At 68.4% G+C, this 16509-nt stretch carries 12 protein-coding genes; 6 read left to right on the forward strand and 6 right to left on the reverse strand.

The window, feature by feature from the left end; genetic code table 11:
- Positions 1-18: 18 nt before the first annotated feature.
- Together QFZ26_RS00390 and zapE are read right to left on the reverse strand one after the other, a co-directional pair.
- The gene (locus QFZ26_RS00390) at positions 19-1281 is read right to left on the reverse strand and encodes an ammonium transporter (protein ID WP_307038512.1); all 1263 of its coding nucleotides are present in this window, start codon (positions 1279-1281) and stop codon (positions 19-21) included.
- A 183-nt stretch (positions 1282-1464) separates the two neighbouring features.
- Positions 1465-2517 (reverse strand): cell division protein ZapE, encoded by a 1053-nt coding sequence (gene zapE, locus QFZ26_RS00395; RefSeq protein ID WP_307038513.1) that lies wholly within the window; start codon positions 2515-2517, stop codon positions 1465-1467.
- Between the two features lie 141 nt (positions 2518-2658).
- On the opposite strand from zapE, the gene QFZ26_RS00400 reads away from it, so the two are divergent.
- Both QFZ26_RS00400 and QFZ26_RS00405 read left to right on the forward strand, forming a co-directional pair.
- Positions 2659-3558: a sulfurtransferase gene (locus tag QFZ26_RS00400; protein ID WP_307038514.1), complete on the forward strand. Its 900-nt coding sequence runs from the start codon at positions 2659-2661 to the stop codon at positions 3556-3558.
- Between the two features lie 45 nt (positions 3559-3603).
- Entirely contained in the window at positions 3604-4044 is a 441-nt protein-coding gene (locus tag QFZ26_RS00405) for a SufE family protein (RefSeq protein ID WP_307038515.1), read from the forward strand.
- A gap of 32 nt (positions 4045-4076) precedes the next feature.
- Here the strand turns inward: QFZ26_RS00405 and QFZ26_RS00410 are convergent, their stop codons facing one another.
- Complete coding sequence (locus QFZ26_RS00410) at positions 4077-5300, reverse strand: alpha/beta hydrolase family protein (protein WP_307038516.1); 1224 nt, start codon at positions 5298-5300, stop codon at positions 4077-4079.
- An 81-nt stretch (positions 5301-5381) separates the two neighbouring features.
- Here QFZ26_RS00410 and QFZ26_RS00415 point away from each other — a divergent pair, with 81 nt between their 5' ends.
- The 4 genes from QFZ26_RS00415 to QFZ26_RS00430 all read left to right on the forward strand — a co-directional run bounded on the left by QFZ26_RS00415 (position 5382) and on the right by QFZ26_RS00430 (position 10581).
- Positions 5382-5972, forward strand: coding sequence for a DUF3000 domain-containing protein (locus QFZ26_RS00415; protein WP_307038517.1), 591 nt, complete (start codon positions 5382-5384; stop codon positions 5970-5972).
- A complete protein-coding gene (locus QFZ26_RS00420; RefSeq protein WP_307038518.1) occupies positions 5965-7161 on the forward strand; it encodes an HRDC domain-containing protein in 1197 nt (398 codons plus the stop codon). The genes QFZ26_RS00415 and QFZ26_RS00420 overlap by 8 nt, the downstream gene beginning before the upstream one ends.
- A 76-nt stretch (positions 7162-7237) precedes the next feature.
- Positions 7238-8443 carry a thiolase family protein gene (locus QFZ26_RS00425; RefSeq protein ID WP_307038519.1) on the forward strand — a complete coding sequence of 402 codons (1206 nt, stop codon included), beginning with the start codon at positions 7238-7240 and terminating at the stop codon, positions 8441-8443.
- A complete protein-coding gene (locus QFZ26_RS00430; RefSeq protein ID WP_307038520.1) occupies positions 8443-10581 on the forward strand; it encodes a 3-hydroxyacyl-CoA dehydrogenase NAD-binding domain-containing protein in 2139 nt (712 codons plus the stop codon). Before QFZ26_RS00425 ends, QFZ26_RS00430 begins: the two co-directional genes overlap by 1 nt.
- A 79-nt stretch (positions 10582-10660) precedes the next feature.
- Here the strand turns inward: QFZ26_RS00430 and dxs are convergent, their stop codons facing one another.
- The 3 genes from dxs to QFZ26_RS00445 form a co-directional block, all read right to left on the reverse strand.
- Positions 10661-12607: a 1-deoxy-D-xylulose-5-phosphate synthase gene (dxs, locus tag QFZ26_RS00435; RefSeq protein WP_307038521.1), complete on the reverse strand. Its 1947-nt coding sequence runs from the start codon at positions 12605-12607 to the stop codon at positions 10661-10663.
- A gap of 131 nt (positions 12608-12738) precedes the next feature.
- Positions 12739-15549 (reverse strand): aconitate hydratase AcnA, encoded by a 2811-nt coding sequence (gene acnA, locus QFZ26_RS00440; RefSeq protein ID WP_307038522.1) that lies wholly within the window; start codon positions 15547-15549, stop codon positions 12739-12741.
- Between the two features lie 155 nt (positions 15550-15704).
- Positions 15705-16505 carry a DUF3159 domain-containing protein gene (locus tag QFZ26_RS00445; protein WP_307038523.1) on the reverse strand — a complete coding sequence of 267 codons (801 nt, stop codon included), beginning with the start codon at positions 16503-16505 and terminating at the stop codon, positions 15705-15707.
- Positions 16506-16509 lie beyond the last annotated feature (4 nt).

The following is a 16509-nucleotide window of genomic DNA, read 5'->3' on the forward strand; positions in this document are numbered from 1 at the left end:
CGGGCGGGTCGGGACTCCCTAGACGGTCTCGAGCTTGTACGCGTCCTCACCGTGCACGACGGTGTCGATGCCGGCGATCTCGTCCTCGTTCTTCACTCGGAAGCCCATGGTCTTCTGGATGATGAACCCGATCACGTAGGCGAGCACGAACGAGTACAGCATCACGGAGAGGGCCGCGATCGCCTGCACGAGCAGCTGCGTGCCGTCGCCACCGGTGAACAGGCCCTTGTCCGTCGCGAAGAGGCCCAGGTAGAGCGTTCCGATGAGGCCGCCGACGAGGTGGATGCCCACGACGTCGAGCGAGTCGTCGAAGCCCCACTTGAACTTCAGGTCGACCGCCAGTGCGCAGACGGCGCCGGCGATGATGCCGAGCAGGATCGCCCAGACCGGGGTGAGGAACGCACACGCGGGCGTGATCGCGACGAGGCCTGCGACGGCGCCGGATGCTGCGCCAACGGAGGTGGGCTTGCCGTCCCTGATCTTCTCGACGACGAGCCAGGCGAGCAAGGCCGCGGCCGGCGCTGCCAGCGTGTTGACCCAGGCGAGCGCCGCAGTGCCGTCTGCGGCGAGCTCCGAACCGGCGTTGAACCCGAACCAGCCGAACCAGAGGAGGCCCGCGCCGAGAAGCACGAAGGGCGGGTTGTGGGGCACGTGCGCGCCCTTCGAGAATCCGACGCGCTTGCCGAGCACGAGCGCCAGGGCGAGCGCAGCCGCACCGGCGTTGATGTGCACCGCCGTGCCGCCGGCGAAGTCGAGTGCGCCGGTGCCGAAGAACTCCTGCATGCCGTAGGTGATCCAGCCGCCGTACGCGAAGCTGCCGTCGTCAGCGAGGCCGAAGTTGAAGACCCAGCTCGCGACCGGGAAGTAGACGACGGTCGCCCACACGGCGGCGAACACCATCCAGGCACCGAACTTCGCCCGGTCGGCGATCGCGCCGGAGATCAGGGCGACCGTGATGATCGCGAAGGTGGCCTGGAATGCGACGAACGCGAGCGGCGGGTACGCAGCCCCTTCGGGAGTCTCGAGGAGGCTCGTGAGGCCGATCGCCGACCAGTCGATGGACCACGGCTCGGCAAGGCCGTCGGCCGAGGGGAACGCGATCGCGTAGCCGTACAGCACCCAGATCACGCCGATGAGGCCGATGGCGCCGAAGCTCATCATCATCATGCTGATGACGCTCTTGGCCTTGACCAGGCCGCCGTAGAAGAATGCGAGTCCGGGGGTCATGAGCAGCACGAGTGCCGCCATGATCAGGAGAAACGCTGTGTTGCCTTGATCCATCTCGAACCTCTCTTGGGGAATCAGGTGGGGATCCTGTGGCCCAAGTTTCAAGGGGAATCGTTTCGGGAGAGACCGTCGCAGGTTTCGTGATTGTTACGTACCACGCGCTTGTGTAAACAGCGCGTTTCGCAGAGCGGGGCAGCTCAGGTGAATCGCTGGATCGCCGCGGATCGACGTTCGCCGTCAGTCGTGCGGCGGCAGCTCACCCGTCGTGAGCGCGATCATGCGCGACATCGCCCGCAGGTACTTCTTGCGGTAGCCGCCGGCCATCATGTCGGCGGCGAACACCTGGTCGAGCGGCGTGCCGCTCGCGATGATCGGCACCTCGGCGTCGTACACACGGTCGATGAACGCGACGAGCCGCAGCGCGGCGTTCTGGTCGGTGAGCTCGTGCACGCCCTCGAGGGCGATGTACTCGACGTCGTCGATGAGTTTGATGTACTTCGACGGATGCACCGTGGCGAGATGCGCGATCAGCTCATCGAACCCGTCGAGCGACACCCGATGGCCGCGTGAGGCGAGCGCCTCGGCCGTGTGCACCACGCCGGCGTCGGTCGGGAGGGCCTCTGCATGGCCCTCGGTGTCGCGGCGGCGGTAGTCGAGGCCGTCGATGCGCAGCGTCTCGAAGTTCGAGGAGAGCGCGTGGATCTCGCGGAGGAAGTCGGCGGCGGCGAACCGGCCCTCGCCGAGCGCGTTCGGGGGCGTGTTCGAGGTCGCGGCGACTCGCGTTCCGCTCGCCATGAGCTCGCCGAGGAACCTCGTCATCAACATCGTGTCACCGGGATCGTCGAGCTCGAACTCGTCGATGGAGATGAGTCGAGCACCGGTCAGCAGCTTGACGGCCTGCGCGTACCCGAGGGCGCCGACGAGAGCCGTGTACTCGATGAACGTGCCGAAGTACTTCGGGCCGGGTGCGACGTGCCAGAGGGCGGCGAGCAGGTGGGTCTTGCCCACGCCGAAGCCGCCGTCGAGGTAGACGCCCGGCAACTCGGACTTCGGCTTCCGGTTGCGTGAGAAGAACCCGCCGGGGCGTTGCGCCCGCCACGCTGCGGCGAACTCGCCGAGTCCGTCGAGGGCGGCCTGCTGCGACGGGAAGTCGGGGTCGGGCCGGTACGACTCGAACGACGCACGCTCGAACTGCGGCGGCGGCGAGAGCTCCGAAGCGATCTCGGCACCGGTGATCGTGGGATTCCGGCCGACGAGATGAATGAGAGCATGGGTCGATCCCGAGGTCATGCTGGAGAGGCTCCCGTATTGCATCGGATGACGGGCCTACTGACTTCGCCCCGTACGCCGCGTAGATTCGTGGTGGACAGGTCATCAGCCTAGTCCGCTCCCCCGCCCACCCCGCCCGACCGGGCGACCCCAGGAGGTTCCATGTCCGCCGAGTTCGACACAGCAGCGAAGTTCGCCGAGTACGCGCATCCCGAGCGTCTCGTCACCACCGAATGGCTCGCCGAGCACCTCGGTGAACCGGGGCTCGTCGTCGTCGAATCCGATGAAGACGTGCTGCTCTACGAGACCGGTCACATCCCGGGTGCCGTCAAGATCGACTGGCACACCGACCTCAACGACCCCGTCGTGCGCGACTACGTGAACGGCGAGCAGTTCGCCGCGCTCCTCGGCTCGAAGGGCATCGCCCGCGACACCACCGTCGTGATCTACGGCGACAAGAACAACTGGTGGGCCGCATACGCCCTCTGGGTCTTCACGCTCTTCGGCCACGACGACGTGCGGCTCCTCGACGGCGGTCGCGACCTCTGGATCGCCGAGGGCCGCGACGTGACGACGGATGCCCCGGAGGTCACGCCGGTCGAGTACCCCGTCGTCGAACGCGACGACCGCGTCGTGCGTGCCTTCAAGGAGGACGTGCTCGCCCACCTCGGCAACCCGCTCGTCGACGTCCGCTCCCCCGAGGAGTACAGCGGCGAGCGCACCACGGCGCCCGCCTACCCCGAAGAGGGTGCCCTCCGCGCCGGCCACATCCCGACCGCGGCATCCGTGCCCTGGGCCCGCGCTGCGGCATCCGACGGCACGTTCAAGACGCGTGAGGAGCTCGACGCGATCTACCGCGGCGAGGTCGGCCTCGAAGACGGCGACGACATCATCGCCTACTGCCGGATCGGCGAGCGTTCGAGCCACACGTGGTTCGTGCTCAACCACCTCCTGGGCTTCGAGAAGGTGCGCAACTACGACGGCTCGTGGACCGAGTGGGGCAGTGCCGTGCGCGTGCCGATCGTCACCGGCCCCGAGCGCGGCGAGGTTCCCGCCCGCTGAGTCCGTGCGGGCCGGGTCGTCCGCGCCCATGGGAGAATGGAACCGATGGACGCGACGACCCTGCCCGCCAAACTCGCCGAGACGCGCGAGGACTTCCTCGCGCTCGGCGTGAAAGACCGCCTGCAGCTGCTGCTCGAGTTCTCGAACGAGCTCCCGCCGCTGCCCGAGCGCTACGCCGAGCACCCCGACCTCCTCGAGCGCGTCGAGGAGTGCCAGTCGCCGGTGTTCATGTTCGTCGAGGTCGATGACGACGGGCTCGTGCACCTCTACGCGACGGCCCCGGCGGAGTCGCCGACGACGCGCGGCTTCGCCTCGATCCTCGCGCAGGGCCTCGACGGACTGACCGTGCAGCAAGTGCTCGACGTCCCCGCCGACTACCCGCAGTCGCTCGGGCTCGCCGAGGCGGTGTCGCCCCTCCGGGTGCGCGGCATGACCGGCATGCTCGCCCGCACGAAGCGGCAGCTGCGCGAGCGCATCGCCGCCTGACGGCCACGCCGAAGCGGTGGCCCGCCGCCGCGTCAGCCGACGATCTCCGCCTCGTCGCCCAGACGGTCGACGCCATCGGCGCGCCGTTCGAGCCAGCCGCGCACGAGCCCGTTCCACCGCACCGGGTCGTGGTTCCAGAGCTTCGTGTGCCTGGCCTCGTCGAAGACCTCGAACTCGATGAGGTCGGGGCGGGCCTCGGCGAATCGTCGTGAGCCGTCGATCGGCACGAACCCGTCGTCGACGCTGTGCATCAGCAGGATCGGCACGATGAACTCGTCGGCGCGCACCACCGGATCGAGCTCCTCGACGCTGATCGGGGCGGCGATGCCCGTGAGGCCGCCGCCGAACGGGCCTCCGAGGAGGCGGGACACCGCATCGCCGAGCTCATCGGGGAAGCCGTAGGCCCGCCCCTGTGAGCGGAGGATGTCGACCCAGTCGATGGCCGGGGAGTCGAGGATGACCCCGACGAGCCGCTCGCGTACTCGCGACGACCGCAGCACCGCCTGCAGCGAGATCATGCCGCCCATCGACCAGCCCATGAGCACGATCTGCTCAGCGCCGTGCTCGACGGCGAAGTCCACGGCGGCGACCACGTCGGCCCATTCGGTGCCGCCGAGGCCGTACCGGCGATCCTCGCTCTCGGGCGCCTCGCCGTCGTTGCGATAGGAGATGAGCAGGGTGTTCCAGCCCGCCTCCCGCGTCGACGGCACGGCGCGCAGCCCTTCGGTGCGCTGCGCGCCGCGACCGTGCACTTGGATCACCCACCGTGCGGAGGGTTCGTCGGTGCGCACGACCCAGGCGGGCGCCGGGCCCAGCGCGGTCTCGACGAGCACGTTCTCATAGGGGAAGTCGAGCTCCCAGGGCCCGAGGTGGTACCAGCCGTTCATGCGCCCGCGCACCGCTCGATCGAGGCGACCGAAATCGACCGACTCGATTCGACGACGCACGGTGCGGTCGTCGGCCTCGATGACCTCGCCGAGCCTGGCATGTCCCGAGTCCCGGTCGAACCAGAACCCGTACCGGCCGGCCATGCGGGACTCCTCGGATGCCGCGAGGGTGATCTGCTCGCCGGCGAGGTCGACGCCGATGATCCGCACGTCTTCCTCGCGCTTGCGGACCGGAGTGACGACCTTCCTGGCGAAGTGCACGGTCACCGCCGCCGTCGCACCGGCGACGACGACGACCGTCGCGGCGACGAGCCCGATCGCGATCGCCGCGATGCCGATCGCCTCGGCTGAACCGTTCCGTCGATGCATCCGTACCCTCCCTGCGAAGCGGTCGCGGGCGGCCCGGCGTGCCGCCGACCTGCGCCCCTTTCGAGACTCTAGTCTGCACTCGTGCCCGACTCTGCGACTCAGCCGCCACCCGAGTTCGAGGCCGCACTCGACTCGCTGCGTGCGGCCGCACCGCGTGCGGAGCTCACCGTCACCGAGATACCGGCGCCCGCAGCGCTCGCTCCGTATGCGGTGGCGCTCTCGGCGGATGTCTCGCCGAGCGCCCACGGCGACGACTCCGATCTCGGCACCGGCCGGTTCGTACTGCTGTACGACCCGAGCGAACCCGAGGCATGGGGCGGTCGCTTCCGTGTGGTCTGCTTCGCGCAGGCGCCGCTCGAGACCGACATCGGGCTCGACCCCTTCCTCGCCGATGTCGCGTGGTCGTGGCTCGTCGACGCCCTCGACACGCGGGGCGCGCACTACATGGCGGCCTCGGGTACCGCGACCAAGATCCTCTCGACGGGATTCGGTGAACTCGCCCGCCAGGGTGACGGTGCGCAGATCGAGCTGCGCGCCTCCTGGACCCCGCTCGACGCGAATATCGGCCCCCATGTGGAAGGCTGGGGCGAGTTGTTGTGCATGCTCGCAGGACTCCCGCCCCGGTCAGAGGGGGTGACGGCCCTGCCCCGACGGAGGACGAATCGTGGATGAATACCGGGTGATCGAGTCGCCCGCCGCGTTCGACGATGCCGTCGCGCGCCTCATCGGCGGTGAGGGTCCCATCGCGGTCGACGCCGAGCGCGCGAGCGGGTTCCGCTACTCGCAGCGGGCGTACCTGATCCAGATGTTTCGCCGCGGTGCGGGCACGTTCCTGTTCGACCCGCCCCAGATCCCCGATTTCTCGGCCCTCCAAGACGCCATCCACGGCGACGAGTGGGTCCTCCACGCTGCGAGCCAAGACCTCGCATGCCTCCGCGAGGTCGGCCTCGACCCCGAGCGCATCTTCGACACCGAGCTCGCCGCGAGACTGCTCGGGATGCCCCGAGTCGGCCTCGGGTCGGTCGTCGAGGAGCTCCTCGACATCAAGCTCGCGAAGGAGCACTCGGCGTCCGACTGGTCGACTCGCCCGCTCCCCCAGTCGTGGCTGAAGTACGCCGCGCTCGACGTCGAGCTCCTCGTCGATGTGCGCGACCGCCTCGCCGAGCGCCTCGTCGAGACCGGCAAGGTCGAGATCGCCGCGCAGGAGTTCGAGGCGGTCCTGCACCGCGAGGCGAAGCCGCCGGCAGCCGAGCCATGGCGCCGCCTCTCGGGCATCCACGCGTTTCGCAGCCCGCGCAACCTCGCCGTGGCACGTGAGCTCTGGCTGGCGCGCGACGCGCTCGCGACCGAACTCGACACCGCGCCGGGCCGCCTCGTCCCCGATGCATCATTGCTGGCCGCGGCGAAGGCCATGCCGTCCACCCGGCGTGCACTTGCCGATCTCCGCGAGTTCAACGGCCGCGCGAGCCGTTCCGAGCTCGACCGCTGGTGGAACGCGATCGAACGCGGCCTGACCACGACCGACCTGCCAGCCGTGCGGGTGCCGAGCGATGCGCCGCCGCCACCGCGTGCGTGGGCGGCCCGTCACCCAGAGGCCGACGCACGGCTCCGGCTCGCGCGAGCCGCGATCGTCGAGGTCGCCGAGCAGTACGACATGCCCGTCGAGAATCTCCTCACGCCCGACCACCTGCGGCGCGTCGCGTGGTCGCCGCCTGCGGAGGCGACCGCCGAGGCGATCAGGGCCGAGCTCACCGCCCTCGGTGCACGCCCATGGCAGATTGAGGCAACCTCACAGACAATCGCCGATGCCTTTGTGGAGGCATCACAATCCGTGCAGGATGCCACGACCAGCCCTTCGTAGGTTCCGTCAAGCGATTCAACGGGCTCTCTGGCGCATTCGTAGGATCGAAGCATCCTGATCGAAAGTGAGCTGCAGCGTGGCTGATCAAGCTGAAGTCGTGTTCGTCGATGGGGTCCGCACCCCATTCGGCAAGGCCGGCGACAAGGGCATGTACTGGAACACCAGGGCCGACGATCTCGTCGTCAAGGCGATCGTCGGGCTCCTCGAGCGCAACCCGAACGTGCCGAAGGACCGCATCGACGACGTCGCCATCGCGGCGACGACGCAGACGGGCGACCAGGGGCTGACGCTCGGCCGCACCGCCGCGATCCTCGCGGGCCTGCCCAAGACGGTGCCGGGCTTCTCGATCGACCGCATGTGCGCCGGCGCGATGACCGCCGCGGCGATGATGTCCGGCTCGATCGGCTTCGGCATGTACGACCTCGCGATCGCCGGCGGAGTCGAGCACATGGGCCACCACCCCATGGGTTCCGGCGTCGACCCGAACCCGCGCTTCCTCAGCGAGAAGCTCGTCGGCGAAGACGCCCTCGTGATGGGTGCCACCGCCGAGCGCATCCACGACCGCTTCCCGCAGCTCACGAAGGAGCGCAGCGACCGCTACGCCCTCGCCAGCCAGCAGAAGACCGCTGCCGCCTACGCGGCGGGCAAGATCCAGCAGGACCTGGTGCCGGTCGCGATCCGCACCGAAGAGGGTTGGGGCCTCGCCACCCGCGACGAGGTCATGCGGCCCGAGACGACCCTCGAGGGCCTCGCCGCGCTGAAGACCCCGTTCCGGCCCCACGGCCGCATCACGGCCGGCAATGCGTCCGGCCTGAACGATGGCGCGACCGCGGCCATCCTGGCGTCGGGCGCCGCAGCGAAAGAGCTCGGCCTCACGCCGAAGATGAAGCTCGTGAGCTTCGCCTTCGCCGGCGTCGATCCCGAGATCATGGGCATCGGGCCGATTCCCGCGACCGAGAAGGCACTACGCAAGGCGGGCCTCACGATCGACGACATCGACCTGTTCGAGATGAACGAGGCGTTCGCCGTGCAGGTGCTCTCCTTCCTCGATCACTACGGCATCGCCGACGACGACCCGCGCGTGAATCCCTGGGGCGGCGCAATCGCGGTGGGCCACCCGCTCGCATCCTCGGGTGTTCGCCTCATGAACCAGCTCGCGACCCAGTTCACCGAGCGCCCCGACGTGCGGTACGGCATCACGAGCATGTGCGTCGGCCTCGGCCAGGGCGGCACCATGATCTGGGAGAACCCGAACTTCAACAAGAAGGCGAAGAAGGCCTGATGACCGACTACACGACGATCGATTTCGGTTCCCTGCTTTCACTCGCCGACGACGAGGTCGTCACGCACTCGTACGTGCGCGACGTCCCCATCTCCGACGGCAAGACGCTCGCCCTGGTCACCCTCGACAACGGCCGCGACCACACCCGGCCCAACACGCTCGGGCCGGTCACGCTGCTCGAGTACGCGAAGACGCTCGATGCGCTCAAGGAGCGCGCGGTGGCCGGCGAGATCCACGCGGTGGCGATTACGGGCAAGCCGTTCATCCTCGCAGCGGGCGCCGACCTGTCGAAGGTCGCCGAGGTGCCCGATAGAGACACCGCGCGCAAATTCGGCCAGCTCGGTCATCACGCGCTCGGCAAGGCATCCGAGCTCGGCGTACCGTCGTTCGTGTTCATCAACGGGCTCGCGCTCGGCGGAGGCCTTGAGATCGCGCTCAACGCCGACTACCGCACGGTGGATGCCTCGGTGCCGGCCGTCGCGCTCCCCGAGGTCTTCCTCGGACTCATCCCGGGCTGGGGCGGCGCCTACCTGCTGCCGAACCTCATCGGCATCGAGAACGCGCTCAAGGTCGTCATCGAGAACCCGTTGAAGCAGAACCGCATGTTGAAGGCCGACGACGTGAAGGAGCTCGGCATCGCCGACGCGCTCTTCCCGTCGGTCAACTTCCTCGAGGACTCGATCAGGTGGGCCGACGGTGTCGTCTCCGGCCGCATCAACGTGAAGCGGCCGAACGAGCCTGGCAAGATCGAGCGCCTCGTCAAGTGGGATGCTGCGATCAGCATTGCGACGAAGATGCTGAAGAGCCGCATCGGCTCGGTTCCCAAGTCGCCGTATTCCGCGCTCGAGCTCATGAAGGCTGCGAAGAGCGGCACGAAGGCCGAGGCCTTCGCTCGCGAAGACGAGATGCTGGCCGAGCTCGTGGCCGGCGACCAGCTGCAGGCGTCCGTGTACGCCTTCAACCTCGTGCAGAAGCGAGCGAAGCGGCCCGCCGGCGCCCCCGACAAGGCCGTCGCCAAGCAGGTCACCAAGGTCGGCGTGCTCGGCGCCGGATACATGGCGAGCCAGCTCGCGCTGCTCTTCGTGCGCCGCCTGCGAGTGCCGGTCGTCATCACCGACATCGACCGAGAGCGCGTCGACAAGGGCGTCGCCTACATCTCCGACGAGATCGACGCGCTCCTCTCGAAGGGCCGCATCTCCCCCGACGAGGCGAACCGCCTGAAGGCGCTCGTCACCGGTACCACCGACAAGTCCGACTTCGCCGACTGTGACTGGGTCATCGAGGCGGTCTTCGAAGAGCTCGAGATCAAGCAGAACGTCTTCGCCGAGGTCGAGCAGTTCATCTCGGCCGAGGCGGTGCTGGCCACCAACACCTCGTCGCTGTCGGTCGAGCAGATCGGTGCCAAGCTCGCCCATCCCGAGCGTCTCGTGGGCTTCCACTTCTTCACCCCGGTCGCGGTCATGCCCCTCATCGAGGTCGTGAAGACGCCGCACACCGACGAGGCGACGCTCTCGACCGCCATGGTCACGGCGAAGAACCTGCGGAAGAACGCGGTCATCACCGCCGACACCCCTGGTTTCGTCGTCAACCGCGTGCTCGCGGTGCTGCTCGGCGAGGCGATGCGCGCCGTCGACGCGGGCACTTCGTTCGCCACCGTCGACGAGGCCATCGCCCCGCTCGGCCTGCCGATGGCGCCGTCGGCGCTGCTCGATCTCGTCGGGCTGAAGGTCGGCGCGCACGTGCTCGACACCCACCACGCCGCGTTCCCCGAGCGGTTCTACCGCAGTGAGAACCTGCACAAGCTCGCCGACTACGGGAAGCTGCTCGACAAGGACGACAAGGGCCGGGTCAAGGGCTTCCACAAGGGCGCGATGAAGCTCGTCGCCGGCGGAAATCACCCGAAGTCGGCCGACGAGATCCTCGTCACCCTGCAAGACGGGCTCGCCCGCGAGGTGCACCTGATGTTGGAGAGCGGCGTCGTCGCGGCTCCCGAGGACATCGACCTCTGCATGGTGCTCGGTGCGGGCTTCCCGTTCCAGATGGGTGGCCTCACGCCCTACCTCGATCGGGTGGGCGCGTCTGAGCGCGTCTTCGGCGACACGTTCCACCACCCCGTCATCCGGGGCGTCGGCGCGTAGCCTGCGACTTCACGAAACGGCCCTCGGTGCAGACCGGGGGCCGTTTCCGTTGGTCTCTCGCAGGGGCCCGCGGCCGTGTTCAGCGGTCGGAACCGGCGACGACCGAGTTCGAGCCCGTGTCGGCTGAGGCCGGGCGCGCGTGCGGGAGCTTCGAGCCCAGCACCATGGCGGTGACGTCGCGCGCGATGTGCTGCGGGGTCAATCCGGTGCGTTCGAGGATGTCGCCCCGTGAGCCGTGCTCGAGGAACTCGTCGGGCAGGCCGATCTCGGTGACGGCCGTGTCGACGCCCGCCTCGCGGAGGTCTTGCCGGATGCGAGTGCCGATGCCGCCGACACGGATGCCGTCTTCGAGGCTCACCAGGATGCGGTATTCGCCCGCGAGCTCGATGACGGTGCGCGGCACCGGAACGACCCAGCGAGGGTCGACGACCGCCGCCCCGATGCCCTGCGCCTCGAGGCGCTCGGCGACGTCGAGTGCAATGCCGGCCATCGGCCCGACGGCGACGAGCAGCACGTCTTTGCGTTCGGATTCGGCGAGCACGTCGACGCCGTCGTCGGTGCGCCGCAGCGCGGGGTAGTCGACCCCGACAGTGCCCTTGGGGAATCGCAACACCGTCGGGGCATCGTCGACGACGACCGCTTCGGCGAGCTCCTCGGCGAGTCGCACCGAGTCACGAGGAGCGGCGATGCGGATGCCGGGCACCACCTGCAGGATCGAGAGGTCCCAGACGCCGTGGTGGCTCGGGCCGTCGGGGCCGGTGACACCCGCCCGGTCGAGCACGAACGTGACGCCCGCCTTGTGCAGTGCGACATCCATGAGGACCTGGTCGAAGGCGCGATTGATGAACGTGGCGTAGACGGCGACGACGGGATGCAGGCCGCCGAATGCGAGGCCCGCGGCGGAGGTCGCGGCGTGCTGCTCGGCGATGCCGACGTCGAAGACCCGGCTCGGGAACCGCTCGGCCATGCGGTGCAGGCCGGTCGGCCGCAGCATCGCGGCCGTGATGCCCACCAGGCGCGGATGCGTCTCGGCGAGCCGCACGAGCTCGTCGGCGAAGACACTCGTCCATGAGGGCGCCGACGCCGTCTCGAGGGACTCCCCCGTCTCGGGATCGATCTGGCCGACCGCATGGAACTGGTCGGCTGCGTCACGGAGCGCGGGCTCGTAGCCACGGCCCTTGTCGGTGATTGCGTGCACGATGACCGGAGCGCCGTAGTCCTTCGCCTGACGAAGCGCGGATTCCATCGCGCTCTCGTCGTGGCCGTCGATCGGGCCGATGTACTTGATGTCGAGGTTCGAGTAGAGCGCCTCGTTGCCGGTGAAGCGACTGAGGAAGCCGTGCAGGCCACCCCGAACACCGCGGTAGAACGCCCGGGCCGGCTCGCCGAGGCGGTCGAAGGCGCGCCGGCTCGAGAGGTGCAGGTTGCGATAGGTCTGCTTCGTGCGGACGGTGTTCAGGAACCGCGCCATGCCGCCGATCGTCGGTGCATAGGAACGGCCGTTGTCGTTCACGATGACGATGAGCTTGCGCGTGTTGTCATCGGAGATGTTGTTGAGGGCCTCCCACGTCATGCCACCCGTGAGCGCGCCATCGCCCACGACGGCGACCACGTGCCGGTCATACTGGCCCGTCATCTCGAACGCCTTGGAGATGCCGTCGGCCCACGACAGCGAACTGGACGCGTGCGAGCTCTCGACGATGTCATGCTCGGATTCTGAACGCTGCGGGTAGCCCGCGAGTCCGCCGGTCTTTCGGAGGGTGGACAGGTCTCTGCGCCCGGTGAGGAGTTTGTGCACGTAGGACTGGTGCCCGGTGTCGAAGACGATGGCATCGCGCGGTGAGTCGAACACCCGGTGGATCGCGATCGTGAGTTCGACCACACCCAGGTTGGGGCCGAGGTGTCCGCCGGTCTGCGACACCGACCCGACGAGGTACTCCCGCACCTCGCCTGCCAGCTGCACGAGTTGCTCAGGACTCAGCGCATCGAGATCACGCGGTCCCGAAATCGTCTCGAGCAAGGTCATGCGGGTGTCCTCCGGAGTGGTGCGTCGGGGTACGGCCGAACGGAAACGAGTCTACGCCGGGCCATCTGGCGGTGCCGGGCAGGCAACGGGGCGATCGGCGGGATCGCCGATCGCCCCGTTTGCGAAGCGAGCTAGACCAGGCTTCGCAACACGTACTGGAGGATGCCCCCATTGCGGTAGTAGTCGGCTTCGCCCGGCGTGTCGATGCGCACGACGGCGTCGAACTCGACCGTCTGCTTGCCGGCCGGCGAGTGCTCGGTGGGTGCGGCGACCACGTGCACCGTGCGCGGCGTGACGCCGTCGTTGAGTGCTTCGATGCCGGTGATCGACACGACCTCGGTGCCGTCGAGGCCGAGCGAGTCGGCCGACTGGCCGGCCGGGAACTGCAGCGGAACGACGCCCATGCCGATGAGGTTCGAGCGGTGGATGCGCTCGAAGCTCTCGGTGATGACCGCCTTGACACCGAGAAGGCTCGTGCCCTTCGCCGCCCAGTCGCGCGACGATCCCGATCCGTACTCCTTGCCGCCGAAGATCACGAGCGGGGTGCCCTGAGCCTGGTAGTTCTGGCTCGCGTCGTAGATGAACGACTGCGGGGCATCCGCCTGCGTGAAGTCACGCGTGTAGCCGCCCTCGACGCCATCGAGCAGCTGGTTCTTCAGCCGGATGTTCGCGAACGTGCCGCGGATCATGACCTCGTGGTTGCCGCGGCGCGAGCCGTAGGAGTTGAAGTCCTTGCGGTCGACGCCGTGCTCGGTGAGGTACCGGCCGGCGGGGCTGTCGGCCTTGATGGAACCGGCCGGACTGATGTGGTCGGTCGTGACCGAGTCGCCGAGCTTCGCGAGCACCCGGGCGCCGACGATGTCGGTGACCGGGGTGGTCTCCATGGTCATGCCGTCGAAGTACGGCGGCTTGCGCACGTAGGTCGACTCGGCGTCCCACTCGAAGGTGGCGCCCGTCGGCGTCTCGAGATTGCGCCAGCGCTCGTCGCCCTCGAACACGCTCGCGTACTGGTGCGTGAACATGTCCTTGTTGATCGAGGTGTCGATCGTGTGCTGCACCTCGGCGGCGTCGGGCCAGATATCTTTCAGGAAGACGTCATTGCCCTCGGTGTCGGTGCCGAGCGCGTCGGCCTCGAAGTCGAAGTTCATCGAACCGGCGAGCGCGTAGGCGATGACGAGCGGCGGGCTCGCGAGGTAGTTCATCTTCACGTCGGGGTTGATGCGACCCTCGAAGTTGCGGTTGCCCGAGAGCACCGCCGTGACGGCGAGGTCGCTCTCGTTGACCGCAGCCGAGATCTCCTCGATGAGCGGCCCGGAGTTGCCGATGCATGTGGTGCAGCCGTAGCCCACCGTGTAGAAGCCGAGGTCTTCGAGATAACTCGTGAGGCCGGCCTTCTCGTAGTAGTCGGTGACGACCTTGGAGCCGGGAGCGAGCGTGGTCTTCACCCACGGCTTCGCCTTGAGGCCCTTCTTCGCCGCGTTGCGGGCGAGGAGCCCGGCGGCGAGCATCACGGAGGGGTTCGACGTGTTCGTGCACGAGGTGATCGCCGCGATCGCGACCGCGCCGTGGTCGAGCGTGAACTGCTGGCCATCGGGCAGGCTGACCGGCGTCGGGTTCGACGCGGCAGCGGGCGCGTGGCTGCGGTGGTGGTGCTCGTGGTGGCTGTGCTCGTCTTCGGGCGAGTTGCCCGGCGGGTCGGAGGCCGGGAACGATTCGGCGATCTCGAGGTCGACGAGGTCGTGGTCGACCGTCGCGTAGTTCACGAGGTCGAGCTCGAACTGGGCCTTCGAGCCGCTGAGCTCGATGCGGTCTTGGGGACGCTTCGGGCCGGCGATCGACGGCACGACCGTGCCGAGGTCGAGCTCCATGTACTCGCTGAAGACCGGCTCGCTGTCGGCGTCGTGCCACAGCCGCTGCACCTTCGAGTACGCCTCGACGAGGGCGACCTGCTCGTCGCTGCGGCCCGTGAGGCGCAGGTAGTCGAGCGTGACGTCGTCGATCGGGAACATGGCGGCCGTCGAGCCGAACTCGGGGCTCATGTTGCCGATGGTGGCGCGGTTGGCGAGGGGGACGGAGGCCACGCCCGAGCCGTAGAACTCGACGAACTTGCCGACCACGCCGTGCTTGCGGAGCATGTCGGTGATGGTGAGCACGACGTCGGTGGCGGTGACGCCGGCCGGGATCGTGCCGGAGAGCTTGAAGCCGACGACCTTCGGGATGAGCATCGACACGGGCTGGCCGAGCATGGCCGCCTCGGCTTCGATGCCGCCGACGCCCCAGCCGAGCACGCCGAGGCCGTTGACCATCGTCGTGTGCGAGTCGGTGCCGACGCACGTGTCGGGGTAGGCGCGCAGCACGCCGTCGACCGTGCGGGTGAAGGTGACCTTCGCGAGGTGCTCGATGTTGACCTGGTGCACGATGCCGGTGCCGGGCGGCACGACCTTGAAGTCGTCGAACGCGGTCTGGCCCCAGCGGAGGAACTGGTAGCGCTCACCGTTGCGCTCGTACTCGATCTCGACGTTGCGCTCGAGCGCGTTCTCGGTGCCGAAGAGGTCGGCGATGACCGAGTGGTCGATGACCATCTCCGCGGGGGCGAGCGGATTGATCTTCTTGGGGTCGCCGCCGAGCGCTTCGACCGCCTCGCGCATGGTGGCGAGGTCGACGATGCAGGGAACGCCCGTGAAGTCCTGCATGACCACGCGTGCCGGCGTGAACTGGATCTCGGTGTCGGGTTCGGCCGTCGGCACCCATGAGCCGAGCGCCTCGATCTGCTCCTTGGTGACGTTCGCACCGTCTTCGGTGCGGAGCAGGTTCTCGAGGAGCACCTTCAAGCTGAAGGGCAGCTTCTCGAAACCGGGCACGGTGTCGAGACGGAAGATCTCATACGACTTGTCACCGACGTGGAGCGTGTCCTTCGCCCCGAAACTGTTCACTGCAGACACGATGTCCTCTCCTTCGCGGATGCCGCAGAACACGCGTGCGGCACTCCATCTTCTTCGTCAGACAGGGGCTGATCCAGCAAGGGTAACCTAACGGACCTACCCGCCGTCAGCGCTCGCACGGTGTGCGAATTTATCTCGACGTCGAGATAACTCTATCACTCGGGCGTGCGCGCCGATGACGGATACACGGCGCGTACGACGAGCCAGGAGAAGACGAGTACGAGCGCGTAGAGCGGCACGCCCATGAGCAGGCGCGTCGCGCCGAGGGCCTCGACGTTGTCGACCAGGTAGAACGGCACCTGCACCGCGAGCCGCGCGACGAAGAGCCCGATCCACACGAGCGTCAGGAACTGCGCCGCACGGTACTTGCGGCGGTCCTGCCTCCACGCGAGCCCGTCGCCCATGAGGAATCCGACGATGAGCCCGATCGCCGGCCAGCGCACGAGGAGCGAGATGATCAGTGCGAGCGCGTATGCCGCGTTCGTGAAGAAGCCGAGCACGTAGTTGTCGCGTGCATCGCCGGTCCAGAGGGCGAGTGCCGCAGAGGCGAGCACGCCGATGAGCCCGGCGATCGCCTGCGTCGGCTGGCCCTTCGTCGCGACCCGCACGATCGTGAAGACCACGGCGAGGCCGACGGATGCCCCGAGCGATGGCACGAGCGCCGATTGCGTCTCCCAGCCCGCGAAGCTCGTGAGCACGCTGTACACGACGAGGAAGACGAGGCCGGGCAGGAGCGCCTCGAGGATGCCGCGCACGCCGCCGACCGCGGTGAGCAGGTCGCGACCGCTGAGCTTCTCATCGCGCGCGAGCGCCCCGAGTCCGCTCTGCGCCATCGCGGAGGCGAACTGGCGGCCGAACTCCCCCGCCTCGCCGGTGGACGGATCGCCGATGGCGCCCGGCGTGGTCGACGGCTCGTCGTCTCGTTCGGGTCGGGGTGCGCCCGGGGCATCCGTCATCGTG

Origin of the sequence: Agromyces ramosus, from assembly GCF_030817175.1 — a bacterium.
In the GTDB taxonomy this organism is placed as follows: Bacteria; Actinomycetota; Actinomycetes; order Actinomycetales; family Microbacteriaceae; genus Agromyces; species Agromyces ramosus_A.

What these genes read in the sequence shown, in the direction of transcription:
- QFZ26_RS00405 (WP_307038515.1), top strand. Translation starts at nt 3,604, where the DNA reads ATGGACGCGACGACCCTGCCCGCCAAACTCGCCGAGACGCGCGAGGAC.
- QFZ26_RS00410 (WP_307038516.1), bottom strand. Translation starts at nt 5,300, where the DNA reads ATGCATCGACGGAACGGTTCAGCCGAGGCGATCGGCATCGCGGCGATC.
- QFZ26_RS00390 (WP_307038512.1), bottom strand. Translation starts at nt 1,281, where the DNA reads ATGGATCAAGGCAACACAGCGTTTCTCCTGATCATGGCGGCACTCGTG.
- zapE (WP_307038513.1), bottom strand. Translation starts at nt 2,517, where the DNA reads ATGACCTCGGGATCGACCCATGCTCTCATTCATCTCGTCGGCCGGAAT.
- QFZ26_RS00430 (WP_307038520.1), top strand. Translation starts at nt 8,443, where the DNA reads ATGACCGACTACACGACGATCGATTTCGGTTCCCTGCTTTCACTCGCC.
- dxs (WP_307038521.1), bottom strand. Translation starts at nt 12,607, where the DNA reads ATGACCTTGCTCGAGACGATTTCGGGACCGCGTGATCTCGATGCGCTG.
- QFZ26_RS00400 (WP_307038514.1), top strand. Translation starts at nt 2,659, where the DNA reads ATGTCCGCCGAGTTCGACACAGCAGCGAAGTTCGCCGAGTACGCGCAT.
- QFZ26_RS00445 (WP_307038523.1), bottom strand. Translation starts at nt 16,505, where the DNA reads ATGACGGATGCCCCGGGCGCACCCCGACCCGAACGAGACGACGAGCCG.